This is a genomic window from Methylobacterium sp. CM6257 (assembly GCF_054611515.1).
Genome location: NZ_CM137735.1, coordinates 2,411,326 through 2,433,525, shown reverse-complemented (window position 1 = coordinate 2,433,525; position 22,200 = coordinate 2,411,326). Strand labels below are relative to the sequence as shown.

General features: G+C 70.1%; 16 protein-coding genes. 7 read left to right on the top strand and 9 right to left on the bottom strand.

Features of this window, described 5'->3' with window-relative positions; genetic code table 11:
- Positions 1–32: 32 nt before the first annotated feature.
- The 3 genes from ACYCO6_RS11970 to ACYCO6_RS11960 all read right to left on the bottom strand — a co-directional run bounded on the left by ACYCO6_RS11970 (position 33) and on the right by ACYCO6_RS11960 (position 2,173).
- Positions 33–812 (bottom strand): hypothetical protein, encoded by a 780-nt coding sequence (locus ACYCO6_RS11970; protein WP_459771985.1) that lies wholly within the window; start codon positions 810–812, stop codon positions 33–35.
- Between the two features lie 114 nt (positions 813–926).
- Positions 927–1,127 carry a hypothetical protein gene (locus ACYCO6_RS11965; protein ID WP_459771984.1) on the bottom strand — a complete coding sequence of 67 codons (201 nt, stop codon included), beginning with the start codon at positions 1,125–1,127 and terminating at the stop codon, positions 927–929.
- On the bottom strand, positions 1,124–2,173 hold the full coding sequence (locus tag ACYCO6_RS11960) for a hydantoinase/oxoprolinase family protein (protein WP_459771983.1): 1,050 nt from the start codon (positions 2,171–2,173) through the stop codon (positions 1,124–1,126). The genes ACYCO6_RS11965 and ACYCO6_RS11960 overlap by 4 nt, the downstream gene beginning before the upstream one ends.
- Here ACYCO6_RS11960 and ACYCO6_RS11955 point away from each other — a divergent pair, their 5' ends adjacent.
- Both ACYCO6_RS11955 and leuD read left to right on the top strand, forming a co-directional pair.
- Entirely contained in the window at positions 2,174–2,914 is a 741-nt protein-coding gene (locus ACYCO6_RS11955; protein WP_459771982.1) for a HisA/HisF-related TIM barrel protein, read from the top strand.
- Positions 2,915–2,983: 69 nt separating this feature from the next.
- Positions 2,984–3,586, top strand: a complete 603-nt coding sequence (gene leuD / locus ACYCO6_RS11950; RefSeq protein ID WP_459771981.1) for a 3-isopropylmalate dehydratase small subunit — start codon at positions 2,984–2,986, stop codon at positions 3,584–3,586.
- 66 nt (positions 3,587–3,652) lie between these two features.
- On the opposite strand, the gene ACYCO6_RS11945 is transcribed toward leuD, so the two are convergent.
- Positions 3,653–3,994 (bottom strand): carboxymuconolactone decarboxylase family protein, encoded by a 342-nt coding sequence (locus tag ACYCO6_RS11945; protein ID WP_459771980.1) that lies wholly within the window; start codon positions 3,992–3,994, stop codon positions 3,653–3,655.
- A 171-nt stretch (positions 3,995–4,165) separates the two neighbouring features.
- On the opposite strand from ACYCO6_RS11945, the gene ACYCO6_RS11940 reads away from it, so the two are divergent.
- Positions 4,166–5,380, top strand: coding sequence for a lytic murein transglycosylase (locus tag ACYCO6_RS11940; RefSeq protein WP_459771979.1), 1,215 nt, complete (start codon positions 4,166–4,168; stop codon positions 5,378–5,380).
- Entirely contained in the window at positions 5,377–5,757 is a 381-nt protein-coding gene (locus ACYCO6_RS11935) for a RidA family protein (protein ID WP_459771978.1), read from the top strand. Before ACYCO6_RS11940 ends, ACYCO6_RS11935 begins: the two co-directional genes overlap by 4 nt.
- A 201-nt stretch (positions 5,758–5,958) precedes the next feature.
- On the opposite strand, the gene rplS is transcribed toward ACYCO6_RS11935, so the two are convergent.
- The 3 genes from rplS to argB all read right to left on the bottom strand — a co-directional run bounded on the left by rplS (position 5,959) and on the right by argB (position 8,321).
- Positions 5,959–6,360 carry a 50S ribosomal protein L19 gene (rplS, locus tag ACYCO6_RS11930; protein ID WP_459771977.1) on the bottom strand — a complete coding sequence of 134 codons (402 nt, stop codon included), beginning with the start codon at positions 6,358–6,360 and terminating at the stop codon, positions 5,959–5,961.
- A gap of 155 nt (positions 6,361–6,515) precedes the next feature.
- Positions 6,516–7,253 carry a pyrimidine 5'-nucleotidase gene (locus ACYCO6_RS11925; RefSeq protein ID WP_459771976.1) on the bottom strand — a complete coding sequence of 246 codons (738 nt, stop codon included), beginning with the start codon at positions 7,251–7,253 and terminating at the stop codon, positions 6,516–6,518.
- A gap of 174 nt (positions 7,254–7,427) precedes the next feature.
- Positions 7,428–8,321, bottom strand: a complete 894-nt coding sequence (gene argB / locus ACYCO6_RS11920) for an acetylglutamate kinase (protein ID WP_459771975.1) — start codon at positions 8,319–8,321, stop codon at positions 7,428–7,430.
- 321 nt (positions 8,322–8,642) lie between these two features.
- On the opposite strand from argB, the gene ACYCO6_RS11915 reads away from it, so the two are divergent.
- From ACYCO6_RS11915 to ACYCO6_RS11905, 3 genes are all read left to right on the top strand, one after another.
- Positions 8,643–9,986 carry a UDP-glucose dehydrogenase family protein gene (locus ACYCO6_RS11915; RefSeq protein ID WP_459771974.1) on the top strand — a complete coding sequence of 448 codons (1,344 nt, stop codon included), beginning with the start codon at positions 8,643–8,645 and terminating at the stop codon, positions 9,984–9,986.
- A 369-nt stretch (positions 9,987–10,355) separates the two neighbouring features.
- Positions 10,356–17,798, top strand: coding sequence for a type I polyketide synthase (locus ACYCO6_RS11910; RefSeq protein WP_459771973.1), 7,443 nt, complete (start codon positions 10,356–10,358; stop codon positions 17,796–17,798).
- Positions 17,795–19,162 (top strand): aminotransferase class I/II-fold pyridoxal phosphate-dependent enzyme, encoded by a 1,368-nt coding sequence (locus ACYCO6_RS11905; RefSeq protein WP_459771972.1) that lies wholly within the window; start codon positions 17,795–17,797, stop codon positions 19,160–19,162. Before ACYCO6_RS11910 ends, ACYCO6_RS11905 begins: the two co-directional genes overlap by 4 nt.
- 116 nt (positions 19,163–19,278) lie before the next feature.
- Here the strand turns inward: ACYCO6_RS11905 and ACYCO6_RS11900 are convergent, their stop codons facing one another.
- Both ACYCO6_RS11900 and ACYCO6_RS11895 read right to left on the bottom strand, forming a co-directional pair.
- Positions 19,279–20,463, bottom strand: a complete 1,185-nt coding sequence (locus ACYCO6_RS11900) for a polysaccharide biosynthesis/export family protein (protein ID WP_459771971.1) — start codon at positions 20,461–20,463, stop codon at positions 19,279–19,281.
- 194 nt (positions 20,464–20,657) lie between these two features.
- Complete coding sequence (locus ACYCO6_RS11895; RefSeq protein WP_459771970.1) at positions 20,658–22,148, bottom strand: LTA synthase family protein; 1,491 nt, start codon at positions 22,146–22,148, stop codon at positions 20,658–20,660.
- Positions 22,149–22,200 lie beyond the last annotated feature (52 nt).

The window sequence follows — 22,200 nt, the reverse complement described above, 5'->3', positions numbered from 1 at the left end:
TGCGACGTAGAGGTCCGGTCGCCTCGGCCCAGCTATACTGCCCGAGGACGCCGCCGCGCGAGCAGCCAGGGCAGCACGCAGGCCGCCGACACGGTGATGGACACGGCGTAAGCTGCAACCGGGCTGACCTGCCCGAGCAGCAGGTGGACGCAGACGTAAAAGGCCAGCACGCCGAACGCGCCCTGGGCGCTCCCGCGCACCACGTCGAGCGCGGCGCCGACACCGTCCTGGACGCGGGCGAAGGCGATGAGTGGCCAGGAGATGATCGGGATCGGCGCCAGGACGCCGCTCAGACCCGAGCCGAGATAGGGCGCGAGCGTCGAGACGAGAACGACCAGAGCGGTCGCTGCCGCCAGCCGGGCGGGCATGTCCCAGCGCGGCGGCCGAGGGCGGCCGGGCCCTCGGGATGCGTCGGGCGACGGGCACAGGGCCACGACGAGGGCCATGAGCGGGAGGTCGATGGCTGTAGCGAGCCACAATCCGGGCCGGACGAGCCCATGCAGCAGGAGGCTGCCCAGGACAAAGGCCGCCAGGGCGAGGATGATGGATGCCAAGATTCCCATCCGCGGGGCGCACAGGGCATAGGCGAGGTAGCAGAGCGTCACCGCGCCCAGACCCTCCACCGAGCCGATTGCGGCATCGGCCGCGAAGCGCTCCCCCTGCTCGGCGACGAGGTAGATCGAGATCGGCGCCGAGGTGAGGGGCAGGCCCGAGAGCAGGCCTCCGACGAGGCTGCCCCACCGGCGGGCGGCCACCGACACGGCCCACATCAGCGTCGGTGTGACGACGATCTTGGCGGCGATCAGGCTCATGATCCCGTGCCCGCATCCCTTCCCCAGGAGGCCGGTGCAGGTCTCCCGTGCGGATGTCTCCGGCGCCCGAGCCACCAGCAGCGGCGCCTGCCCGCCATGGAGACCCTGCCCCGCTCAGGCCGCCTCGGGCGGACCGTCATCGTGCGGATCGGCGGGCGAGTTGAGGATGTCCTCCAGCTCGTCGACCAGCCGGTCGATCTGATCCTCGGTGGCGAGCACCTTCAGGATCTCACCGGATCCCGTTTCCACGGCCAGCTCGATATGAGGCCCAACCCGGGCGGTCAGGATCCGGGCCAGCATCTTGATGGCACTCATGCGCTTGTATCCTCCGCGGCGATGAGGCCGACCGCGACTGCCGGCCCACAGGTCGAGATCCAGTCCCGCGCGCCGGCGATTCGGTCCTCCAGCAGCGACACCAGAAGGGTCGACGACCGCCCGAGCCGCTGCCCGAGGTGGGGACCCAGGAAGGCCCCGGCGCCGCACAGAATCAGGGGTGCCTCCGGGGCCTGATCCGGCCGGCTGAGCAGGAGGGCGGCAGCGTCGTGCAGCAGGCGCAGCTGCGCCTCGGCGAAGTGGGCGGCGAGCGCCGTCCAGATCACCGCGGGGGCCTCGCTCCGGTCGCGGCCGACGATGCGGGCGAGCCGGGTCTCGCTCTCGGCCACCGACTTGCCCTTGCGGTCGCCGCTCGCCTGCTGGTCGGCCCCCTCGGGCAGCAGGCCGAGGATCCGGTACACGTCCGCCATATGGGAGAAGGTCTCGGTCATCAGCCGGGTGCGGCGGCCCGCGAAGGGCGCGTGGTCCGAGAGGGCGATCACCGGCGTGCGCACGACGCCGGTATAGACGAGCTCTCCCGTCTCCAGGCGCTCGGCATCGCTGTAGCCGGCGGCGGCCGGTCGGCCGCCGATGATGGGGATCAGGTCGGCGGTGGTCGAGCCGATATCCACCAGGAGCGCGTCCGGGACGATCCTGCCCGTGAGCGCCGCGGTGGCGTGCCAGTTGGCCGAGGCCACGTCCGGCGCGACATCCGCCGCCGCCTCCGGGGCGATAAAGCCGGAACGGCCGGCATAGATGCGCACGGGGCCGGTCAGGTGCGCCCCCGCCCAGCCGGAGAGCGCCGCCACACCCTCCCGCCGGTCGGCAAAGCAATCCGTCAGCTCGCCGGTCATGGTGACCGCGTGCGACGCCTCCCCGCGCGCCCAGTCCGGCAGGGCGGCCAGCGCCCGGTCGACGGCCGTCACGCCCTGCCAGAGCGGGCACGGGACCTGGGCGGCGGCGACGACCCGTCCGGCCTCCACCAGCGCGGCCTTGACGTGGACCCCGCCGAGGTCCCACCCGATCGTCATTGGGATTGGTGAGCGCATATGAACGCGACGAGCGCCTCGACGGACCACAGGATCGGGCGCCCCGGCTTCGCGGTGATCCCGGTTCTCGACCTCCGGGGCGGCCGCGTGGTGCGGGCGCGCCGGGGCGAGCGCTCCTCCTATGCCCCGATCGAGACGCCCTTGGCAAAGGGATCCGCACCAGACGCCGTGGCGCGCGGGCTCCGCGATGCCTGGCCCGCCAAGATCCTCTACGTCGCCGATCTCGACGCGATCATCGACGGGGGCGCGCCGGATCTCCGGGTGCTGGAGGCCATCGCCCGCGCCTGTCCGGGCGTCACCCTATGGGTGGATGCGGGCTTTGCTGAACCTGCGGGCGTGGACGCCTTTCTGGCGGCCGGCCTCGGGCGCCCGGTAATCGGCAGCGAGAGCCAGGCGGATGCCGGTCTGGTGACGCGGCTGGGGGATCGGGCGGTGTTCTCCCTCGACACGCGCGGCGCGGAGCGGCTCGGCCCGGCGGTTCTCCACGACGATCCGGCGCTCTGGCCGCCGGAGGTGATCGCCATGACGTTGGCGCAGGTCGGGGCCGGGGCCGGCCCCGACCTCGCGGCCCTCGGCGCCCTTCGGGCGCGGGCTCCGGATCGCCGCCTCTACGCGGCCGGCGGGGTGCGCGGCCCGGACGACCTGCGAGCGCTGCGCGCGGCCGGGATTGCCGGGGCGCTGGTCGCCTCCGCGCTCCACGACGGCACCCTGTCCCGGGCCACGGCCCCCGACCTCGTGTGATGCTTCCGGCTCGGGCCCGCGGCTGCTAAAGCCGCCGGACAGGGAACAACCTTCACGAGTCTTCAGCCGATGGAAAAGTTCACGACCCTGGAGGGCGTTGCGGCGCCCTTGCGGACGATCAACGTCGATACCGACCGGATCATCCCGGCGAAGTACCTGAAGACGATCAGACGAACCGGGCTGGGCAAAAGCCTGTTCGCCGAGATGCGCTACCGCGAAGACGGCTCCGAGAACCCGGACTTCATCCTCAACAAGCCGGCCTACCGGAACGCCAAGATCCTGGTGTGCGGCGACAATTTCGGCTGCGGCTCGTCCCGGGAGCACGCTCCCTGGGCGCTGGCCGATTTCGGCATCCGCTGCGTGATCTCCACGAGCTTCGCCGACATCTTCTTCAACAACTGTGCGAAGAACGGCATCCTGGCGATTACGGTCTCGCCGGAGGATCTGGAGAAGCTGTTCGAGGATGCCGAGCGCGGCTCGAACGCGACCCTGTCGATCGATCTTGAAGCCCAGACGATCAAGGGTCCGGACGGCGGCGTCCTGCATTTCGACATCGAGGCCGGCCGCAAGCACAACCTGCTGAACGGCCTCGACGAGATCGGCCTGACGCTGGAGCGCGCGTCCGCCATCGACGCCTACGAGCAGAAGCTCGCCCAGCGGGAATGGGCCTGAGAGCTATCGCACCGCGCCGCGCCTGTCCTCCGGGCGGCGGACCCGGCGCTGCCGTTCGCTTCGCGCTCAGCCGCCCTCCCCGGTGAAGGCCTCGAACGCACGAGCCGTGTAGACCAGGGCAGCCCCTGCGTTCAGCGCCACCGCGACGCCCAGCGCCTCCACCACTTCTTCCTTGGTCGCCCCGGCCTTGCGGGCGGCCTCGGAATGGACGGCAATGCAGCCGTCGCAGCGGGTGGTCACCGCGACCGCGAGTGCGATCAGCTCCCGGGTCCTGGCGTCGAGCTTTCGTTCCGTGGGGACCGCGGACGCCAACTGGTCGTGTGCCTTCAGCAGCGCCGGACTGACTTCACCGATGCGCCCGAGCGTGGTCATCAGCTCGGCACCGTACTGGTTCCAATCCTTCATCATGCGTCTACCTCCCAGTTTGTATCGCCTCGCCGCGTTCGGATGAGGTGGCTGTCAACCTACTGGTTGGTAGATAATCGGGTCAAGTCTGTGCGTTGGCCTCACGCTTCGTTAACCCACATGTCGCCTGAATCGGCGCCCAGACTCCGCTCCGCTGCCTTGAGGATCGCCAGCATGCCGAAGCATTCGACGGGACCGAGATTCGCGCGCGCACTCGGGCTGTTCGCTGGCATCGCGAGCCTGCCTCTGGCAACCCTGCCGGCGCGCGCCGATTTCGACAGCTGTCTCGCCGGGATCCAGGCGCAGGCGGCCGCTGCCGGCGTCTCGGCGCAGACCTTTCGGGCGGCTACGAGCGGCATCAGCTACGACGACAAGGTGATCGAGCTGTCCCAGGCGCAGCCCGAGTTCAAGACGCCGATCTGGGACTACATGGCGGCGCTGGTCGATGACGAGCGGGTCGAGGACGGGCGCGCCGCCATGCGCCAGAACGCGGCGGCCCTCGCTCAAGCCGAGGCCCGCTACGGTGTCGACCGCTACACCATCGCGGCGGTCTGGGGAGTCGAATCCAATTTCGGCAAGAACCTCGGCAAGATGCCGCTGGTGCAGTCGTTGGCGACACTTGCCTGTTCGAGCAACCGGCGCCGGGACTTTTTCCGCAACGAGCTGATCGCGACCCTTCGGATCATCGAGCGCGGCGACATCGCACCGGATCGCCTCACCGGCTCCTGGGCGGGCGCCTTCGGCCAGACCCAGTTCATGCCGAGCACTTATCACCGGCTCGCCGTGGACGGCGACGGCGACGGGCGGCGCGACGTGGTCGATTCGGTGGCCGACGCGGTCGGATCCACCGCCAACTTCCTGCACGTGGCCAAGTGGCAGCACGGACAGGTCTGGGGCTACGAGGTGAAGCTGCCCCGCGGCTTCAACGTCGCCGCCGCTGGGCGCAAGAACAAGAAGCCGATCGCCCACTGGGCCTCGCTCGGCGTGACCCGCGTCGACGGCCGCCCGCTCTCGGGTGAGGGGCCGGCTGGGATCATCGCGCCGGCTGGCATCGACGGGCCGGCTTTCCTGGTCACGAAGAACTTCGACGCGATCTACTCGTACAACGCCGCCGAATCGTACGGCCTCGCCATCGCGGTCCTGTCCGACCGGCTGCGCGGCAAGCCGGGCGTCCAGGCGGCTTGGCCGACCGACGATCCGCCCCTGTCCCGGGCCGAGCGGCGCGACCTCCAGACCCGCCTCGCCGCCCGCGGCTACGATGTCGGCGAGCCGGACGGCAAGGTCGGCCAGAAGACCCGCGACGCGATCAAGGACGTGGAGCGCAAGCTCGGCATGACCCCGACCGGCCGGCCCGGGGGCAAGGTCCTGGAAGCCCTGCGCGGCGGATGAGTCGACGGCTGATTTCGTCCGGCTCCCCGTTCGAGCGGGACTACGGTTATTCCCGCGCGGTGGTGGACGGGGACTGTGTCTACGTCTCCGGAACGACCGGTTACGATTACGCCACCATGACGATGCCAGAGGGCGCCGCCGAGCAGGCCGAGGCGTGCTGGCGCACCATCGGGGCGGTCCTCGCCGAGGCTGGGACCGGTCTCTCCGGCATCGTGCGGGCGACCTACTACGTCACTGACCGGGCGGATGCCGAGGCCGTGCTGGCGGTCTGCGGACGCGTGCTGGCTGAGGTGCGACCTGCGGCCACGATCGTCGTGTCGGGACTGCTGCGCCCCGAGATGCGGGTGGAGATCGAGGTGACTGCCCGAATCGGGTAAGCGCAGCCCGATAGCGCAGACAAAATCGGACGCGTCGCGAGACTGGCGCGCTGCGTCACCGCGCACGGCTCGAGACGATACCTCGGCGGATCCTCCCTGCCCGGCCGGCGGCCGGAAGCAAAAAGACCGGGCCGGCTGAGCCGGACCGGTCTGACACGCATCGGCTCGCTTCCGGCGCAAGCCGGAGCTGTACCGAAAACCTCACTCGGCTGCAGCGGGCGCCTCGGCCGGGGTATCCTTGGCCTTGTAGCGATCGGTGCGCTCGACGATGCGGGCCGACTTACCGCGGCGGTCGCGCAGGTAGTACAGCTTGGCGCGGCGCACCTTACCGCGGCGGGCAACTTTGATCGAATCGATCATCGGGGAATGCACCGGGAAGACGCGCTCGACGCCCTCACCGTACGAGATCTTGCGGACCGTGAAGCTCTCGTTGAGGCCGCCGCCCGAGCGGGCGATGCAGACGCCCTCGTAGGCCTGAACGCGGGTGCGCTCGCCTTCCTTCACGCGGACGTTGACGATGAGCGTGTCGCCCGGCTCGAAATCCGGGATGGTCTTGGCGAGGCGCGCGACTTCCTCGCGCTCCAACTGCTCGATGATGTTCATGACAAAGCTCCGGCCGTTGCGCCGCGCCGCCCCTCATGGGCTACGGGCACCAGGATTTCGGCGATCCTGTTGTGAGTTGGGCGGGTCCATACAGGATCGTCGCCGGCTTGTCGATTGCCGATGCGCGCCACCGGGGATCGAGCCGCTCCGGCCTCTTACGGCTCGGTCCCCGCTTCCGGCAGCACGCAGCCCGACAGGAAGGTCGCGAGGTCGTCCGTAATGTGGTCGATATGGGGCTCGCGCACCGCCTCCTGCTCGAACGCTTCGCGGAAGGGGTCGACGATCTTGGGCACGACCAGGACGGTCGCCATCCCAAGGTCGTGCGGCACGGCGAGGTTGCGGGCGATATCCTCGAACAGGGCGGCGCGGGTCGGCTCGACACCGTGCGCCCGCAGGAACCGCTCGTAGGTCGCCCGCTCGGGTTTCGGGACGAAGTCGGCGGCGGCGATGTCGAACACGTCCTCGAAATGGTCGAGGATTCCGAGCTTGGCCGCCACGTTCTCGGCGTGGCGGCGCGATCCGTTGGTCAGGATCAGCTTGCGCCCCGGCAGCCGCTCGATCGCGTCGCCGAGATCCTTGTCGAGCTTGATCGTCGAGTGGTCGATGTCGTGAGCGAAATCGAGAAACTCGTGAGGATCGACTCCCGCCTCCACCATCAGCGCCTTCAGGGTGGTGCCGTAGCGATGGTAGAAGTGCTTCTGCAGGGCGCGGGCCGACATCCCGTCGAGCCCGTAAAGCCGCATCACGTAGAGGGTGATGCGCTCGTCAACCTGCGGCCAGACCCGTGCGTCGCTCGGGTAGAGCGTGTTGTCGAGGTCGAACACCCAGGTGTCGACGCCGGCGAACCCGCGCGATGTGGATGTTGTGAACTGTGCCTTGCCGGGGTGATGCACCGGATCCCTTCGGAGTCGTGGTCCCCTGTGGAAAGTTGTGGACCTTAACGGTCAAGCTCGCAAGGCAGGCTTGCATTGGGCTTGGCCCCACCGGGGAGACGACAATGCGCGACCGGAGCGGAAGTTGCCGCCCCGAATCGCCATTCGCTTCTGCCGATCGCGACGCGCGGGTCGTCAGCCGCGCCGGATCAGCGTACCGGCACCGTAATCGGTGAACAGCTCCAGCAGCACCGCATGGTTGACCTTGCCGTCGAGAATCACGACCGCCTCGACGCCGCGCTCGATCGCGTACATGCAGGTCTCGATCTTGGGGATCATGCCGCCCGTGATGGTGCCGTCCGCGATCAACCGACGGCAATCCTCCACCGTCAGCTCGGGAATCAGCTTCTTGTCCTTGTCGAGCACGCCCGGGACGTCGGTGAGCAGCAGCAGCCGCTTGGCCCGGAGCGCTCCGGCGATGGCGCCCGCGAAGGTGTCGGCGTTGACGTTGTAGGTCTGCCCGTCGGCCCCGTAGGCCACGGGAGCGAGGACCGGGATCAACTCCGCCTTCAACACTGCGTCGAGGACGCCGCGCTCGACATGCTCGGGCTCGCCGACGAGGCCGAGATCGACCGTCTGCTCCACCTGACTCTGAGGATCGATGACGGTCTTCGTGGCCCGCTTGGCGCGGACCATGTTCCCGTCCTTGCCGCAGAGGCCGATGGCCCGGCCGCCCTCGGCCGAGATCCAGCCGACGATCTGCTTGTTGATCAGGCCGGCCAGAACCATCTCGACCACCTCGACGGTGGCCTCGTCTGTGACCCGCAGGCCGCCACGGAACTCTGACTGGATGCCGAGCCGGTCGAGCATCCTGCCGATCTGAGGGCCACCGCCGTGCACGACGATCGGCTTCAGGCCGGACTGCTCCAGGAGAACGATATCCTCGGCGAAATCCTCGGCCGCCGCCCGGTCGCCCATGGCGTGGCCACCGTACTTGATGACCACGATCTCCTGATCGTAGCGTTGCATATGAGGCAGCGCTTGGGCCAGGACCTCGGCACGCACGTGCACGTTGGGCAATTCGGTCATCGCGGTCCTTCGCCGATCCTTAGGTCGGGGCTTCGGGGCGGATTCGCGACCTCCCCGGTCGGGCGGTGGCGCTTCTACAGGAAGCCGTTCGCGCTGCGAAGCCGCGCCCGCGCAAGATAGCGGCGCGGCCTGGGCGGCAAAGGCCCGGAGGCTGACGCGCAGGATCCGGATTCGCGGCTGTCAAACAACATTCACCCTTGTGGGGGTGTTGCATCCTGGCGACAGACTGGAGCAGATCCGGCATGGTCCAGGTTGCATCACAGCCGCTGCCGGACCATGCTGCATTGCAGCAAGCCGCGCGGCGGGCTGCCGGAGGGCCGGATGCGGATTGCCATGATAGGGGCCGGATATGTCGGCCTGGTCTCCGGAGCGTGCTTGGCCGATTTCGGCCACAGCGTGGTGTGCATCGACCGCGATCCGGACAAGATCACGAGCCTGAACGCCGGCCGCATGCCGATCTACGAGCCGGGGCTGGACGCGCTGGTGGCCGAGAACGTGCGCCAGGGCCGGCTTGCGTTCAGCACATCCATGCGGGATGCCGTCGCCGAGGCCGACGCGGTGTTCATCGCGGTGGGCACACCGTCGCGCCGCGGCGACGGCTTCGCCGACCTGAGCTTCGTGTTCGACGCCGCCCGGGAGATCGCCGCGGCCGTGTCGGGCTTCACCGTGGTGGTGACCAAATCCACCGTCCCGGTGGGCACCGGCGACGAGGTCGAGCGGATCATCCGGGAGATGCGGCCCGATGCGGACTTCGCCGTCGTGTCGAATCCGGAGTTCCTGCGCGAGGGCGCGGCGATCGCCGACTTCAAGCGGCCCGACCGCATCGTGGTCGGCGCCGAGGAGGCGCGCGCCGAGGCGGTGATGCGCGAGGTCTACCGGCCGCTCTACCTCAACGCCGCGCCGATCCTGGTCACGAGCCGCCGCACCGCCGAGCTGACCAAGTACGCCGCCAACGCGTTCCTGGCCGCCAAGATCACCTTCATCAACGAGATGGCCGACCTGTGCGAGGAAGTCGGGGCCGATGTGCAGGCGGTGGCCCGGGGCATCGGGCTCGACAACCGGATCGGCCCGAAGTTCCTGCATGCCGGGCCGGGCTATGGCGGCTCGTGCTTTCCCAAGGACACGCTGGCGCTGGTCAAGACCGCCCAGGATGCCGGCACGCCCCTGCGGCTGGTCGAGACCGTGGTGGCGGTCAACGACCAGAGGAAGCGCGCCATGGCGCGCAAGGTGATCAAGGCCTGCGGCGGCACCGTGCGCGGCAAGACCGTCGCGCTGCTCGGCCTGACCTTCAAGCCCGACACCGACGACATGCGCGACGCGCCGTCGCTGGCGATCATCGCCGGCCTAAAGGATGCGGGCGCGACGGTGCGGGCCTACGATCCCGAAGGGATGGAGCACGCGCGGGCGCTGATGCCAGCTGTGGACTACGCCGAGGATCCCTATGCCTGCGCGGAGGGGGCCGACGCCCTGGTGATCGTGACCGAGTGGAACGCGTTCCGGGCGCTCGACCTCGCGCGGCTGCGCCAGACCATGTCGTCGGCAGAGTCCGCGCCCGTGCTGGTCGACCTGCGCAACATCTACGATCCCGAAAGCGCCGGACGGCACGGCTTTACCTATTGCGGCGTCGGGCGAAGCAAGGAGAGCGCGGCCCGCAACGCATCCTGATCGTCGCCGGAACGGGGCCGCGCATCGACATTCCTGTGGCGGGCCTGCCTGGCCCTTCGAAGATCTCTTCCGGAATCGAGCGCGCCGCCGCTAGACGCTCTCCAGCCGAGGTGGCGCAACTGTGGCTTTCTGATGATTGCGCACGCGTCTCAACAGCCAGTCGAGAGGTTCAATCTTAGCCTTCTCGCCGCAGGCATTGGATAAACCCGTGATGAATACATGTCACAGCCTCCGGCAATTTCGCCACGCAGGGATGACCTCGCGTCCAGGCTGGTTGGACACCGCAATGGTGCCACAGTAAGGGGTGAGAGGGTACTCACTCGTCGAGAGCCGAGCCGACTTCCGATAACGAGCGTGTGCGAACCGAACGTGACACAACGTACAGACATTGCGATCGTCGGACGCGCATGCCGACTGCCCGGGGCCCCCAGCGTCGACGGGCTATGGCAACTCCTGTCTGAGGGCCGCTGCGCCGTCAGCAAGGTTCCGGCCGATCGTTTCTCCCTTGAGCGGTTTGCGCATCCGCGCGCCCACGAGCGCGGAAAGAGCTATACTTGGGCGGCCGGTGTCATCGACGACGTGTGGTCGTTCGATCCGGCGGTCTTCGGCATCTCGCCGCGCGAGGCCGAGCAGATGGATCCGCAGCAGCGAATGCTGCTGGAGTTGACCTGGGAAGCCCTGGAGGATGCGGGCCTGCGTCCGTCCAGCGTGGCCGGCAGCAACATCGGTGTGTTCGTCGGCGCCTCGTCCCTCGATTACGGCAACTTGCGCATCCTCGATGCGGCGTCGGGCGACGCCTACGCGGCCACCGGCAACACGCTCTCGATCATCTCGAACCGGATTTCCTACATCTTCGACCTGAAGGGTCCGAGCTTCACGGTTGACACCGCCTGCTCGTCCTCGCTCGTCGCCTTCGACAACGCCGTGCAGGCGATCCGGTCGGGCCGCGTGGACACCGCGGTGGTCGCCGGCGTCAACGTGCTGGCGAGCCCGTTCAACTTCATCTGCTTCTCCAGCGCGCAGATGCTCTCGCGCACCGGCCTGTGCCAGGCGTTCTCGAAGAACGCCGACGGCTACGTGCGCTCAGAGGGCGGCGTGGTGTTCGTGCTGCAGTCGGCGGAAGCCGCACGGCGCAACGGCGCCACCGTGCGCGCCATGGTGGCGGCCTCGGGGATCAACTCCGACGGGCGCACCACCGGCATCTCGCTTCCCTCGGGCTACGCGCAGGGTGCCCTGCTGGAGAAGGTCTATCGCGAGGCCGAGATCCGGCTCGACGATCTCGCCTTTATGGAGGCGCATGGCACCGGCACGCCGGTGGGCGATCCGATCGAAGCCTCGGCCATCGGCTCGAAGCTCGGCCGCGGCCGGCAGGCGCCGCTGCCGATCGGCTCGATCAAGACCAATATCGGCCACACCGAGCCGGTCTCCGGCCTCGCCGGCCTGATGAAGGCGACGCTGGCGCTGGAGCACAACCTCGTGCCGCCGTCGCTGCACGCAGCCGAACTGAATCCCGAGATCCCGTTCGGCGAGCTGAACCTGCATGTCGTGCGGGAGGCCATGCCGATCAGCCGCGGTTCGCGCGAGCGCTTCGCGGGCGTGAACTCCTTCGGCTTCGGCGGCACCAACGCCCACGTGGTCATCACCGATGCGCCGGCCTGGGCCAAGGCTGCCGAAACTGCGCCCGAGCCCACCGCCCAGGTGCTGCTGCTCTCGGCCCAGAGCCGGGCCGCGCTGAACGAGCTGGCCCTCGACTATGCCGAGCGCCTCGAGGCTCAGCCCGAGCAGGTCGCGACCGTGGCTGCCGCGGTCGCGCACCGGCGCGAGCGCATGCCGGCCCGCCTGGCCATCGCGCTCGACGGCAAGGCCGATGTGACCGCAGCCCTGCGCGCCGTCGGCGAGGGCGAGGACACGCAGGACGCCTTCACCGGCACCGCGGTCGACCGGGTCGCCGAAGTGGCGTTTGTCTATTCGGGCAATGGCAGCCAGTGGGCCGGCATGGGTCGCGAGGCCTATGAGGAGAATCCTGCGTTCCGCGCCGCCTTCGACCGCATCGACACCCTGTTCCAGGCCTATTCGGATTGGTCGCTGAAGGAGGCGCTGTACGCCGATGACCTGGACAAGCGCCTCGTGCTCACCAGCGTCTCGCAGCCGCTGATATTCGCCATCGAGAGCGCCTCCACGGCCGCGCTCAAGGCCAAGGGCCTGATCCCGTCCTACGTCCTCGGCCACAGCGTGGGCGAGATCGCGGCCGCCGAGGCCGCCGGCATCCTGAGCCTGGAGGATGCGGTCCGGGTTATCTACTACCGCAGCCACCATCAGGAGACGACGCACGGCCAGGGCACCATGGCGGTGCTGCTGATGCCGTCCGAGGAGGTCGAGGCCTTCCTCAAGGATTACCCGACCCTCGACATCGCCGCCTACAACAGCCCCAAAGCCGTCACAGTCGCCGGGCCGGTGGCCGATATCGACGCCGCCATCAAGGCCCTGTCGCGCAAGCGCCGCCGCGGCCGCAAGCTCGACCTCGCCTACGCCTTCCACGGACGGCTGATGGACCCGACCGAGAAGCCGCTGCTGCGCGACCTCGCAGGGCTTAAGGCCCGGGCTGGCACCACCGCGATGGTCTCCACCGTCACGGGCAGCGTGCTGGACGGCACCAACTTCGGCGCCGGCTACTGGTGGCGCAACATCCGTGAGCCGGTGCGCTTCTGCGAGGCCGTGCAGGACGCCACCCGCCGCGGCGCCCGCGTCTTCGTCGAGGTCGGCCCGCGCGCGACCCTGATGTCCCACGTCGGCGACGCGGTCGAGCCGCTCGGCATCGAGACCGCCACAGTCGGCGTGATGCACCGCAAGGCCTCCGGGGGCGACCCGATCGCCAAGGCGGTCAGCGCCGCCCTGGTCCAGGGTGCGCAGGTCGACGAGAGCCTGCTGTTCGGCGACGCGCCGAAGGGCGACGTCCGCCTGCCCACCTATCCGTGGCAGCGCCGCACGTTCCGCCTCGCCGACACCACCGAGGGCGTCGGCGCGATGAGCCCCCGCCCCTACCACCCGCTGATCGGCTCGCGCACCGCGTATGACGGCCTGGAGTGGAACGGCTTCGTCGATCCGGTGACCGTGCCCGAACTGGAGGACCACAAGGTCGACGGCCAGGTGATCATGCCCGGCGCCGGCTTCGTCGAGATGGCGCTCGCCTGCGTCCGCGAGGCCCTGCGCGACGACGAGGTCGTGCTGGCCGATTTCGAGATCGTCGCGCCGATGGTGTTCGCCGAGGACGCCCTGCGCGAGGTCGCGGTCCGCCTGTCAGGCTCCGGCAACGGCATCCAGGTGCTGAGCCGCCCGCGCCTGACCCAGACCCCCTGGCAGCTGCACGCCCAGGCCAAGATCGTCGAGGGTACCTTCTCGGCCCCGAACGCGCCGGACATCGACGGCTTCAGCTTCGAGACCGCCGGCGACCACGTGCTCACCGGTGACGCGCTGTACGCCAAGGCCCTCGCCTCGGGGCTCGCCTTCGGCCCGAGCTTCCAGCAGGTTGCGATGAGCGCCCGGCTGGACGACGCCACCATCGTGTCGGATCTGCTCCCGGCCGAGCCCGACAGCCGCTACGGCTTGGTGCCGAACCGGCTCGACGCCTGCTTTCACGGGCTGATCCTGCTCTTCGCCGACCTGCTCGGCGAGAACGGCGGCAAGGCCTACATTCCGGTGCGCTTCGGCGAGGTGCGGCTGCTGCGCCCCGGCGCGGTGATCACCCGCTCGATCATCCGGACCCGCCGCTGCAACGAGCGCTCGATCCTGGCCGACTTCACGCTCCTCGATGCCGAGGGGGCCGTGGTCGCCACGATCCGCGAGGGCCGGTTCCAGGCCTTGCGCGCCAAGAGCGGCGGCGACCTCTCGGCCTTCGCGATCTCGCAAGTGCCGGAGCTCGCCACCGAGCCGACCGCGATCCCGATGGAGCGCCGTCCGAGCGTGGCCGCGCGGCTGCGCCCGCTGGCCGCCGAGGCGAAGGGACCGGCCGATGCCGCCCTGTCGCCGGGCCATCTCCTGCTCGAGGGCTGGGCGACCTCGCTGGCCTATCGCCTCGCCTCGGGCTTGGCGCAGGGCGAGACCGTCTCGGCCGCCGACCCGCGCGTGCCGGAGGCCCTGCGCCCCTGGCTGCTCAACGCTCTCTACGCCCTGGAGAGCAGCGGCCTGGCTGAGCGCGTAGGTGAGAACTGGACGCTGGGCGACGGCTCCGCGCTGCCGGCGCCGGACGAGATCATGCGCTGGATCGCGGGCGACCACCCGGATCTCTCGGCCGAGCTCGTCCTGATCGCCGATGTCGGCGCCTTGGTCGACCGCCTGCTGGCGGGCGAGCTGGCGGAGGCCCCGAGCCTGCCGCAGGGTGCCATCGACGCCTTCGTGCTGCGCTCGGCCACCGCGCGCCACGCGGCCGATGTGGTCGCCGTGCTGTTCGAGCGGAGCCTCGGGCAGCTTCCGAAGGAGCGGGCGCTGCGCGTCCTCCAGGTCGGTTTCGGTCCTCTCTCCGCCCAGGCGGCGAGCTTTGCCGAGGCCGCCGAGGCCCGGCTCACGGTGTTCGAGACCGACCGCCGCCTTGCCGAGCGCGCCCGCCTGTCGCTGGGCCGTGCCGCGACCGTGGTCGAGACCGCCGAGGACCTCGCCCCTGCGAGCTTCGATCTGATCCTGGCCTCGGGCAGCCTGCACCGCGCCGAACGCGCCCTGCCGGGCCAGCTCGCCGGCGCGCTCGCCACCGGCGGCCTGCTGGTGGCCGTGGAGCCGGGCGCCTCCCTGTTCCGCGACCTCGTGTTCGGCCTCACGGGCGGCTGGTTCGAGGAGGCCGTCGGCGGCCTCCCCGTCGGCCGGCTGGAGGACATCGAGGGCTGGCAGCGCAATCTCAGCGCCCACGGCCTCGTCAAGGTCGCGGTGGAGCGCGCCGCCTCCGCCAACGGCGATGACCTGCTGCTGCTGGCCGAGGCGCCGGTGCGCCCGGGCCCGGCCCCCGCGCAGAGCTTCGCCTTCGTGATCGGTTCGGACGACGAGTTCGCGGCCGAGACCGCTTCGTCCCTCGCGACGCTGCTGGTCGCGGGCGGCGTGCACGTCTCGATCATCCTCGACTCCGAGACCTCGCTGATGGAGCTGGAGAAGGAGACCCCCGACACGGTGGTGTTCCTGGCCGGCGCCTTCACCCGCGGCGGCGAGGCGGCCGAGCGGCTGCGCGACCGCTGCCTCAGCCTGAAGCGCTGCACCGAGCATCTCGGCGCACGCCAGACCCGCCTCTGGGTGGTGGCCCCAGGTGCCACCCGTGACCGCGGCGGCCAGACCACCAATATCGAGGCCGGCGTGTGGGCCTTCTCCCGCACCCTGGCCAACGAGGCCCCGAACCTCGACGTCCGCCGCATCGACCTCTCCCCTGAGATGTCGTCAAAGCGGGCCTCCGAGCGCCTGCGCGACCTCATCCTCTCCGGCACCCCGGAGACCGAGATCGTGCTGGACGACGAGCGGACCCAGGTCGTGCGCTTCCATGCCGGCCGGCCGAAGCACCGGGATCCAGCGGATGCCGTCCCGGCCGAGGCGGCGCGCCTGGAGCGCAGCAACACCGGCGGCCTCAGCGAGATGGTCTGGGGTCCGGCCGAGCGCCGCGCCCCCGGCAAGGGCGAGATGGAGATCGCGGTCGAAGCCACAGGCCTCAACTTCCGCGATGTTCTCTGGGCGCTCTCGATGCTGCCCGAGGAGATTCTGGAAGACGGCTTCGCCGGCCCCCGTCTCGGCCTCGAATGCGCCGGTCGCGTCACGGCCGTCGGTCCGGGCGTGAAGGGCTTCAAGGTCGGCGACCCGGTGGTCGCCTTCGCCCAGTCGGGCTTCGCCACGCATATTGTCGTGCCTGACCTCGTCGTCGCGCCGATGCCGCACGGCCTCGACCCGATGGCTGCTGCCACCGTACCGGTGGCCTTCCTCACCGCCTATTACGGCCTCGTCTCCTGTGCCCGGATGCGGCGCGGCGAATGGGTGCTGGTCCATGGCGGCGCGGGCGGTGTCGGTCTCGCGGCCCTCCAGATCGCCAAGTTGAAGGGCGCGCGGGTCATCGCCACCGCCGGCTCCCGCGAGAAGCGGGCGCTCGTGAAGGCGCTGGGCGCCGAGCACGTGCTCGACTCCCGCTCGCTGGCCTTCGTGGACGAGATCCGGGCGATCACGGGCGACGGCGTCGACATCGTGCTAAACAGCCTGTTCGGCGAGGCGATGGAGCGCTCGCTCAACGCGCTGCGGCCCTTCGGCCGCTTCGTCGAGCTGGGCAAGCGCGACTACGTCGCCAACACCCATATCGGCCTGCGCCCGTTCCGGCGGAACCTCAGCTACTTCGGCGTCGATCTCGATCAGGTGATCCAGCACCAGGGCGACGACGGCGCGCGGATGTTCCGCGAGGTGATGGCGCTGTTCAACGACGGCGGCCTCAAGCCCCTGCCGTACCAGCCCTTCACGGCGGCCGAGACCTCGGACGCGTTCCGGCTGATGCAGCAATCGGGGCATATCGGGAAGATCGTGATCAGCCCGCCCAAGGCCGGCACGATCATGAAGGACACCGGCCGGCCGTTCACGGTCTCGGCCGAGAGCGTCCACCTCGTGACCGGCGGCCTCGGCGGCTTCGGCCTGGAGGCAGCGCGCTGGTTGGCCGACAAGGGCGCGAAGCACATCGTGCTCTCCGGTCGCAAGGGCGCTGCCACCGAGGAGGCCAAGGCGGCGGTTGCCGAGCTGGCCGGGCGTGGCGTGAAGGTCGAGGCCAAGGCCGTCGACATCACCAGCCGCTCGGCGGTGGATCGCCTGATCGCGGAGATCGAGCAGGGCGGCCGGAAGCTCGCCGGCGTGCTCCACGCCGCGGCGGTGCTCCAGGACGGCCTGATCGCCAACATCGACGTCGCGGCGCTCGACGCGGTGATCGGGCCGAAGGTGATCGGCGCCCATCACCTGGACGCCGCGACCCGGGACCGGAGCCTCGACTACTTCGTCCTGTTCTCCTCGGCGACGACCTTCATCGGCAACCCCGGCCAGGGCTCCTATGTGGCCGCCAACGGCTTCATGGAGGGCTTGGCGCGGCAGCGCCGCCGCCGCGGCTTGCCCGCGCTGGCGGTGGCCTGGGGCGCCATCGGCGATGTCGGCATGCTCGCCCGCAACCGGGCGGTCATGGAGGGCCTCGCTGGCCGCGTCGGCGTCACGCCGATGGAGGCTCGCCGCTGCCTTGACCTTATGGCCGAGGCTCTGGAGGGCCAGGGCACGTCTCCGGACGAGGCGGTGATCGCCATCGCGGCGATGCACTGGGGCAAGGCGCGCGAGCGGCTCGCCACCATGCGCTCGCCGAGCTACGCCGAACTCGGATCGGACCAGCAGGCCGAGGCCGGCGGCGTCCAGGCGATCAACATCGCGGCGCTCCTCAAGGGGGGCGACCTCGACGCGGTCCGCAAGACCGTGTCGGACGCGATCGTCGAGGACATCGCCCGCATCCTGCGCCTGCCGAAGGACGACATCAGCCGCGTGCGTCAGCTCTCGGAGATCGGCCTCGACTCTCTGATGGGTGTCGAGCTGGGTGCCAGTCTGCAGGAGCGCTTCGCCCTCGACGCGCCGCCCGCGGGGCTTTCGTCGGGCATGACCGTCAACGAGCTGTCGGAGTCCTTAATTCAGGCGGTTTCCGCGCCTATGGACGAGACGGCCGGCGTCGCGATGAGCCTCGTCTCGAAGCATGTCGGCGGTGAGGTCGATGCGCAGATGATCGCGCCTCTCAAGGAACTCATCGAGCAGACGTCCAGCGAGATCAAAGAGACGAACTCATGACCGACACGGCACGGCCGGACGGCGGGCGCGCGGCGCTTGCCGGCTTCGTGACCAACCGGCTCGGGCGCGCCACGCCGCGCCCGGCCCCCGTCAAGGCGGCCTCCCCCGCCGGCAAGTCGGCGGCGCAGAATTTCGAGAACCTGCCGGGTTACCGCGAGCTCAAGCTCCAGCGTCAGGCGGCCGACCTGATCGGCCTGGGCAACCCGTTCTTCCGCGTCCACGACGCCAAGGCGGGCGCGACCACGCGGATCGACCAGAAGACCTTCACCAACTTCTCGTCTTACGATTATCTCGGCCTGAACGGTCACCCGCGGGTGAGCAACGCCGCCCGGGAGGCGATCGACGCCTACGGGACCTCCGCGTCGGCGAGCCGGGTGGTCGCGGGCGAGCGGCCGGGTCACATCAGCCTCGAGCAGGCGCTGGCCAAGCACTACCGCTCCGAGGGCTGCGTCGTGATGGTGAGCGGGCACGCCACCAACGTCACGACGATAGGCGCCCTGCTGGAAGCCGGCGACGTGATCTTCCACGACGCCCTTTCCCATAACAGCATCGTCACCGGCGCGCAGCTCTCGGGCGCCCAGCGGCGCTCCTTCGCGCACAACGACCTCGACGCCCTGGAGACCCTGCTCCAGTCGACCCGCCACGAGCACCGCCGGGCGCTGATCGTGGTCGAGGGCCTGTACAGTATGGACGGCGACGCGCCGGACCTTGCGGGCCTTGTCGCCTTGAAGAAGCGCTACGACGCGTGGTTGATGGTCGACGAGGCGCACGGCCTCGGCGTCACCGGCCGCACCGGCGCGGGGCTGTTCGAGCATTGCGGTGTCGACCCGAAGGAGGTCGACATCTGGATGGGCACGCTGTCGAAGACGCTCTCGACCTGCGGCGGCTACATCTGCGGCCCGATCGCGTTGATCGAGTACCTCAAGCACACGGCCGGCGGCTTCGTGTACAGCGTCGGCATGTCGCCGCCGCTCGCCGCCGCCGCCGAGGCGGCGCTCGCGGTGATGCATGCCGAGCCCGAGCGGGTCGAGCGCCTGCGCCAGAACGGCACCCTGTTCCTGGCGACCGCCAAGAAGCTCGGCCTCGATACCGGCTTCAGCCTCGGGCTGGCCGTGGTGCCGATCATCGTGGGCGACTCGCTGAAGGCCGTCACCCTGTCGGACCGGCTCTATCGCCGGGGCATCAACGTGCAGCCGATCATCCACCCGGCGGTGCCGGAGCGGGCCTCGCGTCTGCGCTTCTTCCTGACCTCCGAGCACACCCCGGACCAGATCCGCGACACCGTGAACGCGGTTGCCGAGGAACTGGCAGCGATCGACAAGGGCGGCTCGCTGATCGAGCAGCTACTGGCCAAGCGGACCTGAACACCCAGCCGTCCGGGCGACAAACGATAAAACAAGCAGGGCGCGGATTGCATCCGCGCCCTGCTTTGCATGGAACGTCCTCCGGGAACCGCTGGCCCGGAGGCCGGCAGTGATCGCTACTTCGTGTAGGCGTAGGCGGTCGCTGCCGAGGCGAGCGGCCCGGTGAGGCCGTTGAAGGCGGAGAGCACCTTCTGGACTTCGGTGAAGGGAGCGTTGGAGACGTAGACCAGGTCGCGGTTGCGCATCCGGAACGCCTGGGAGACGAACAGGCTGTTGGGGTCGCGCATGTTGATCCGGTAGACCACCGGCACCAGCGGCGTGCCGAGCAGTTTCGAGCCGGGGCTGAGCCGGCGCACCACGCTGGCCGGCTCGAAGCGGAAGATGAACGTGCCGGCCGGGTCGGCGGCGAAGTCCGACAGGCCGCGCGCCTTGGCCAGCGCCTGTGCCAGGGTGATGCCGTCGGCCTGGAACGGCAGCTCGGTGCTGTTGCCCAGCGCGCCGACCGCGATGAAGGTCTGCGGGTCGCGCACCAGGGTGAGCACGTCGTTGGGCCGCAGGTAGATGTTCTCCCGCGGGTTGGACACCACCGTGGTCAGCGGCACCGTGGCGGTGACCGGCCCGCGCGAGAGCCGCACGAAGGTCTCGTTGATCGGCGAGCGGTTGCCGCCGGCGGCCGCGATCACGTCGAGGATGCGGTCGCCGTGGCCCGACAGCGGCAGGCGCGCGCCGGCCGCGCCCTCGCCGGTGACGGTGACCGCCTGGCTGATCGGCCGGGTGACCGAGACCAGCACCTGCGGCTGGATGGCCTTGCCGGCCAGTTCGTTCTCGATCAGCGCCTGGACGTCCTGGGTGCGGCGGCCGGCGACCTTGATGCGCCCGGCATAGGGCACCGAGATGGCGCCGTCGCGCCCGACCGGCTGCTCGGGGATCAGGGCGGATTTGGAGCCGGCCGAGAACCGGTCGGCGACCAGCGGGCCCGAGAACAGGCCGCCGGATCCGGCTTCCCAGATCGAGACCGAGACCATGTCGCCGATGCCGATGACCGGCTCGGCCGAGGGGCGGTGGTCGCCGAACGAGGCGAGCAGGCTGTCCAGAGGCCGGCCGCGCAGGGCCTCGACTACGGCGGGGGTGACGTCGATGATCTCGTAGCGGGCCAGAAGCCCCCCGTCCGCCGTGGCCATCTCCGCCCCAGACTGGATCGCGCTCGCCGTCGGACCCGCCGCAGGCAGGTACGTGCAACCGCCGACAGAGCCCGCCGCCAGGGCGGCCATCAGCGCGGTGCGCGCCGTCTTACGCAGCATCACAGAGAGTTCTCCTCGCCGGTCCGCGCGCCATCGCTGGCACCGGCCGGGACATCCAGGGTGACCGCCAAACGCTGCGATCGCTTTAACGGCCGAGCCGAACGGGCGGCCGCCTGTCGGACGGCCGCGCTATCCGCCGGCAATGCGTCACCAGCGTGGCACGGCCACGCTTATGACGCGCAAGCTTAACCTTATCAGGTTCCCGCGGCGATGTCCGCAGGCACGGCGGCGAGCGTCCCGCGCAGCTGCCGCCCCAGAACGTCGGCGGCGATGTCGGCCCGGCGCGGAGGGGCCGGCGGACGTCCGAAGCGGAACAGGGCGTATTCTGTTGTCTGCCCCCCGAAGCCTGGCTTGCAGGTCGGCAGGGAGGGGGCGTGGTCGCCGAACACGCAGAGCGTGATGGTCTCGCCCCGCTCGCGGGCCAGGGCGTCGAGCCCGGCCACGAGGTTCTCGACCATCCGGCCGGTATTGGCGACATGGTGGAGGTACTGCCCCTCCGGGGCGTCGATGCCGGGGAGCCGGCCGGGCTTCCAGGGACCGTGATTCTCCATGGTCACGCAGAACAGGAACAGCGGCGTGCGCCGCGCCCGGACCTCGTCGAGGAGGCGCTCGCCCAGGGCGACGTCCCCGACATAGGGACCGACCCGGGGGGCCCCCTCAAAGGCCTCGCCCATCACGAGGTCCTTGAAGCCGAAAGACTCCATCACCCGCGCCCTCCGGAAGAAGTCCCGGTGGAACGGGTGCAGGAACACGGTCCCGTAGCCGCGCGCGCGCGCCAGCCGGGCTAGGCTCGTCGGCTCGTCGCCGCTGCGGGACGTGTAGGGATCGTACCGGCCGAAGCCGAGGGTGTCGGAGGGCCGTCCGGTGAGCACCGCGTGCTCGCTGCGCATCGTATAGGCGCCGTGCGCCGGGACCCGGAGGCGCCCGTATTGGGCTGAGCGGGTGCGGAACAGGTCGATCGCCGGCAGCGGCGCGCCGCCCAGCCGTGCTGGGTCGATGAACGATTCGAGCTGGATCACCACCACCACGTCGTCGCCAGGCCCGGCGGGCAGCAGGGGCGCCTCGGGCACCGGTTCACTGCCCGCCAGGGCCCGGGCGGTGTAGCCCAGAAGGCTCGCCGGCAGGCCGACCCGGGCCACGTCCGCCTCCAGGTCGGGACGCGGGAACCAGCGGGCGATCAGCCGGGCGAGCGGCGGGCGCGGCGCGGTCCGCGCCAGCAGCCAGAGCAGCAGCGGCAGGCCGACCATGGCAAGGATGCGCGGGAGCGGAGCCGCCGGCAGGACGCTCGGCTCGGTCCGGTACCAGATCACGGTGGCCGCGAGGGTGAGGAGCGCCGGAACCGAGATGCGCGGATCCCAGAGCGGCGGGATGTAGTAGAGCTGCGGATGCCGCGGCACCTGCGGCAGGAGGGCGAAATCGCTGAACAGAAGCGGCTCACCGATCACCGAACGCTTCGCACGGCTGACGAAGATGAGCGCCCCCACCGAGATCACGCAGGTGAGCCCGGCGAGCCAGGGCCGCCACGAGAATTCGAACCAGAACAGCAGGACCAGCAGGTAACCCAGCAGCCGCACGCCCAGATCTCGCGGCGCGAGGCTGGCCCGCGTGACCGAATCGCCCGCGAACACCTCAAGGGCGAGGGACAGGGCGAGCGCGAGGCCGGTGGCAATGAGGAACGTTGTCAAGGCGCGAGCACTCGGCGTGGGGCGGGCCTGCTCTCCGCCGGGACATCAGCTT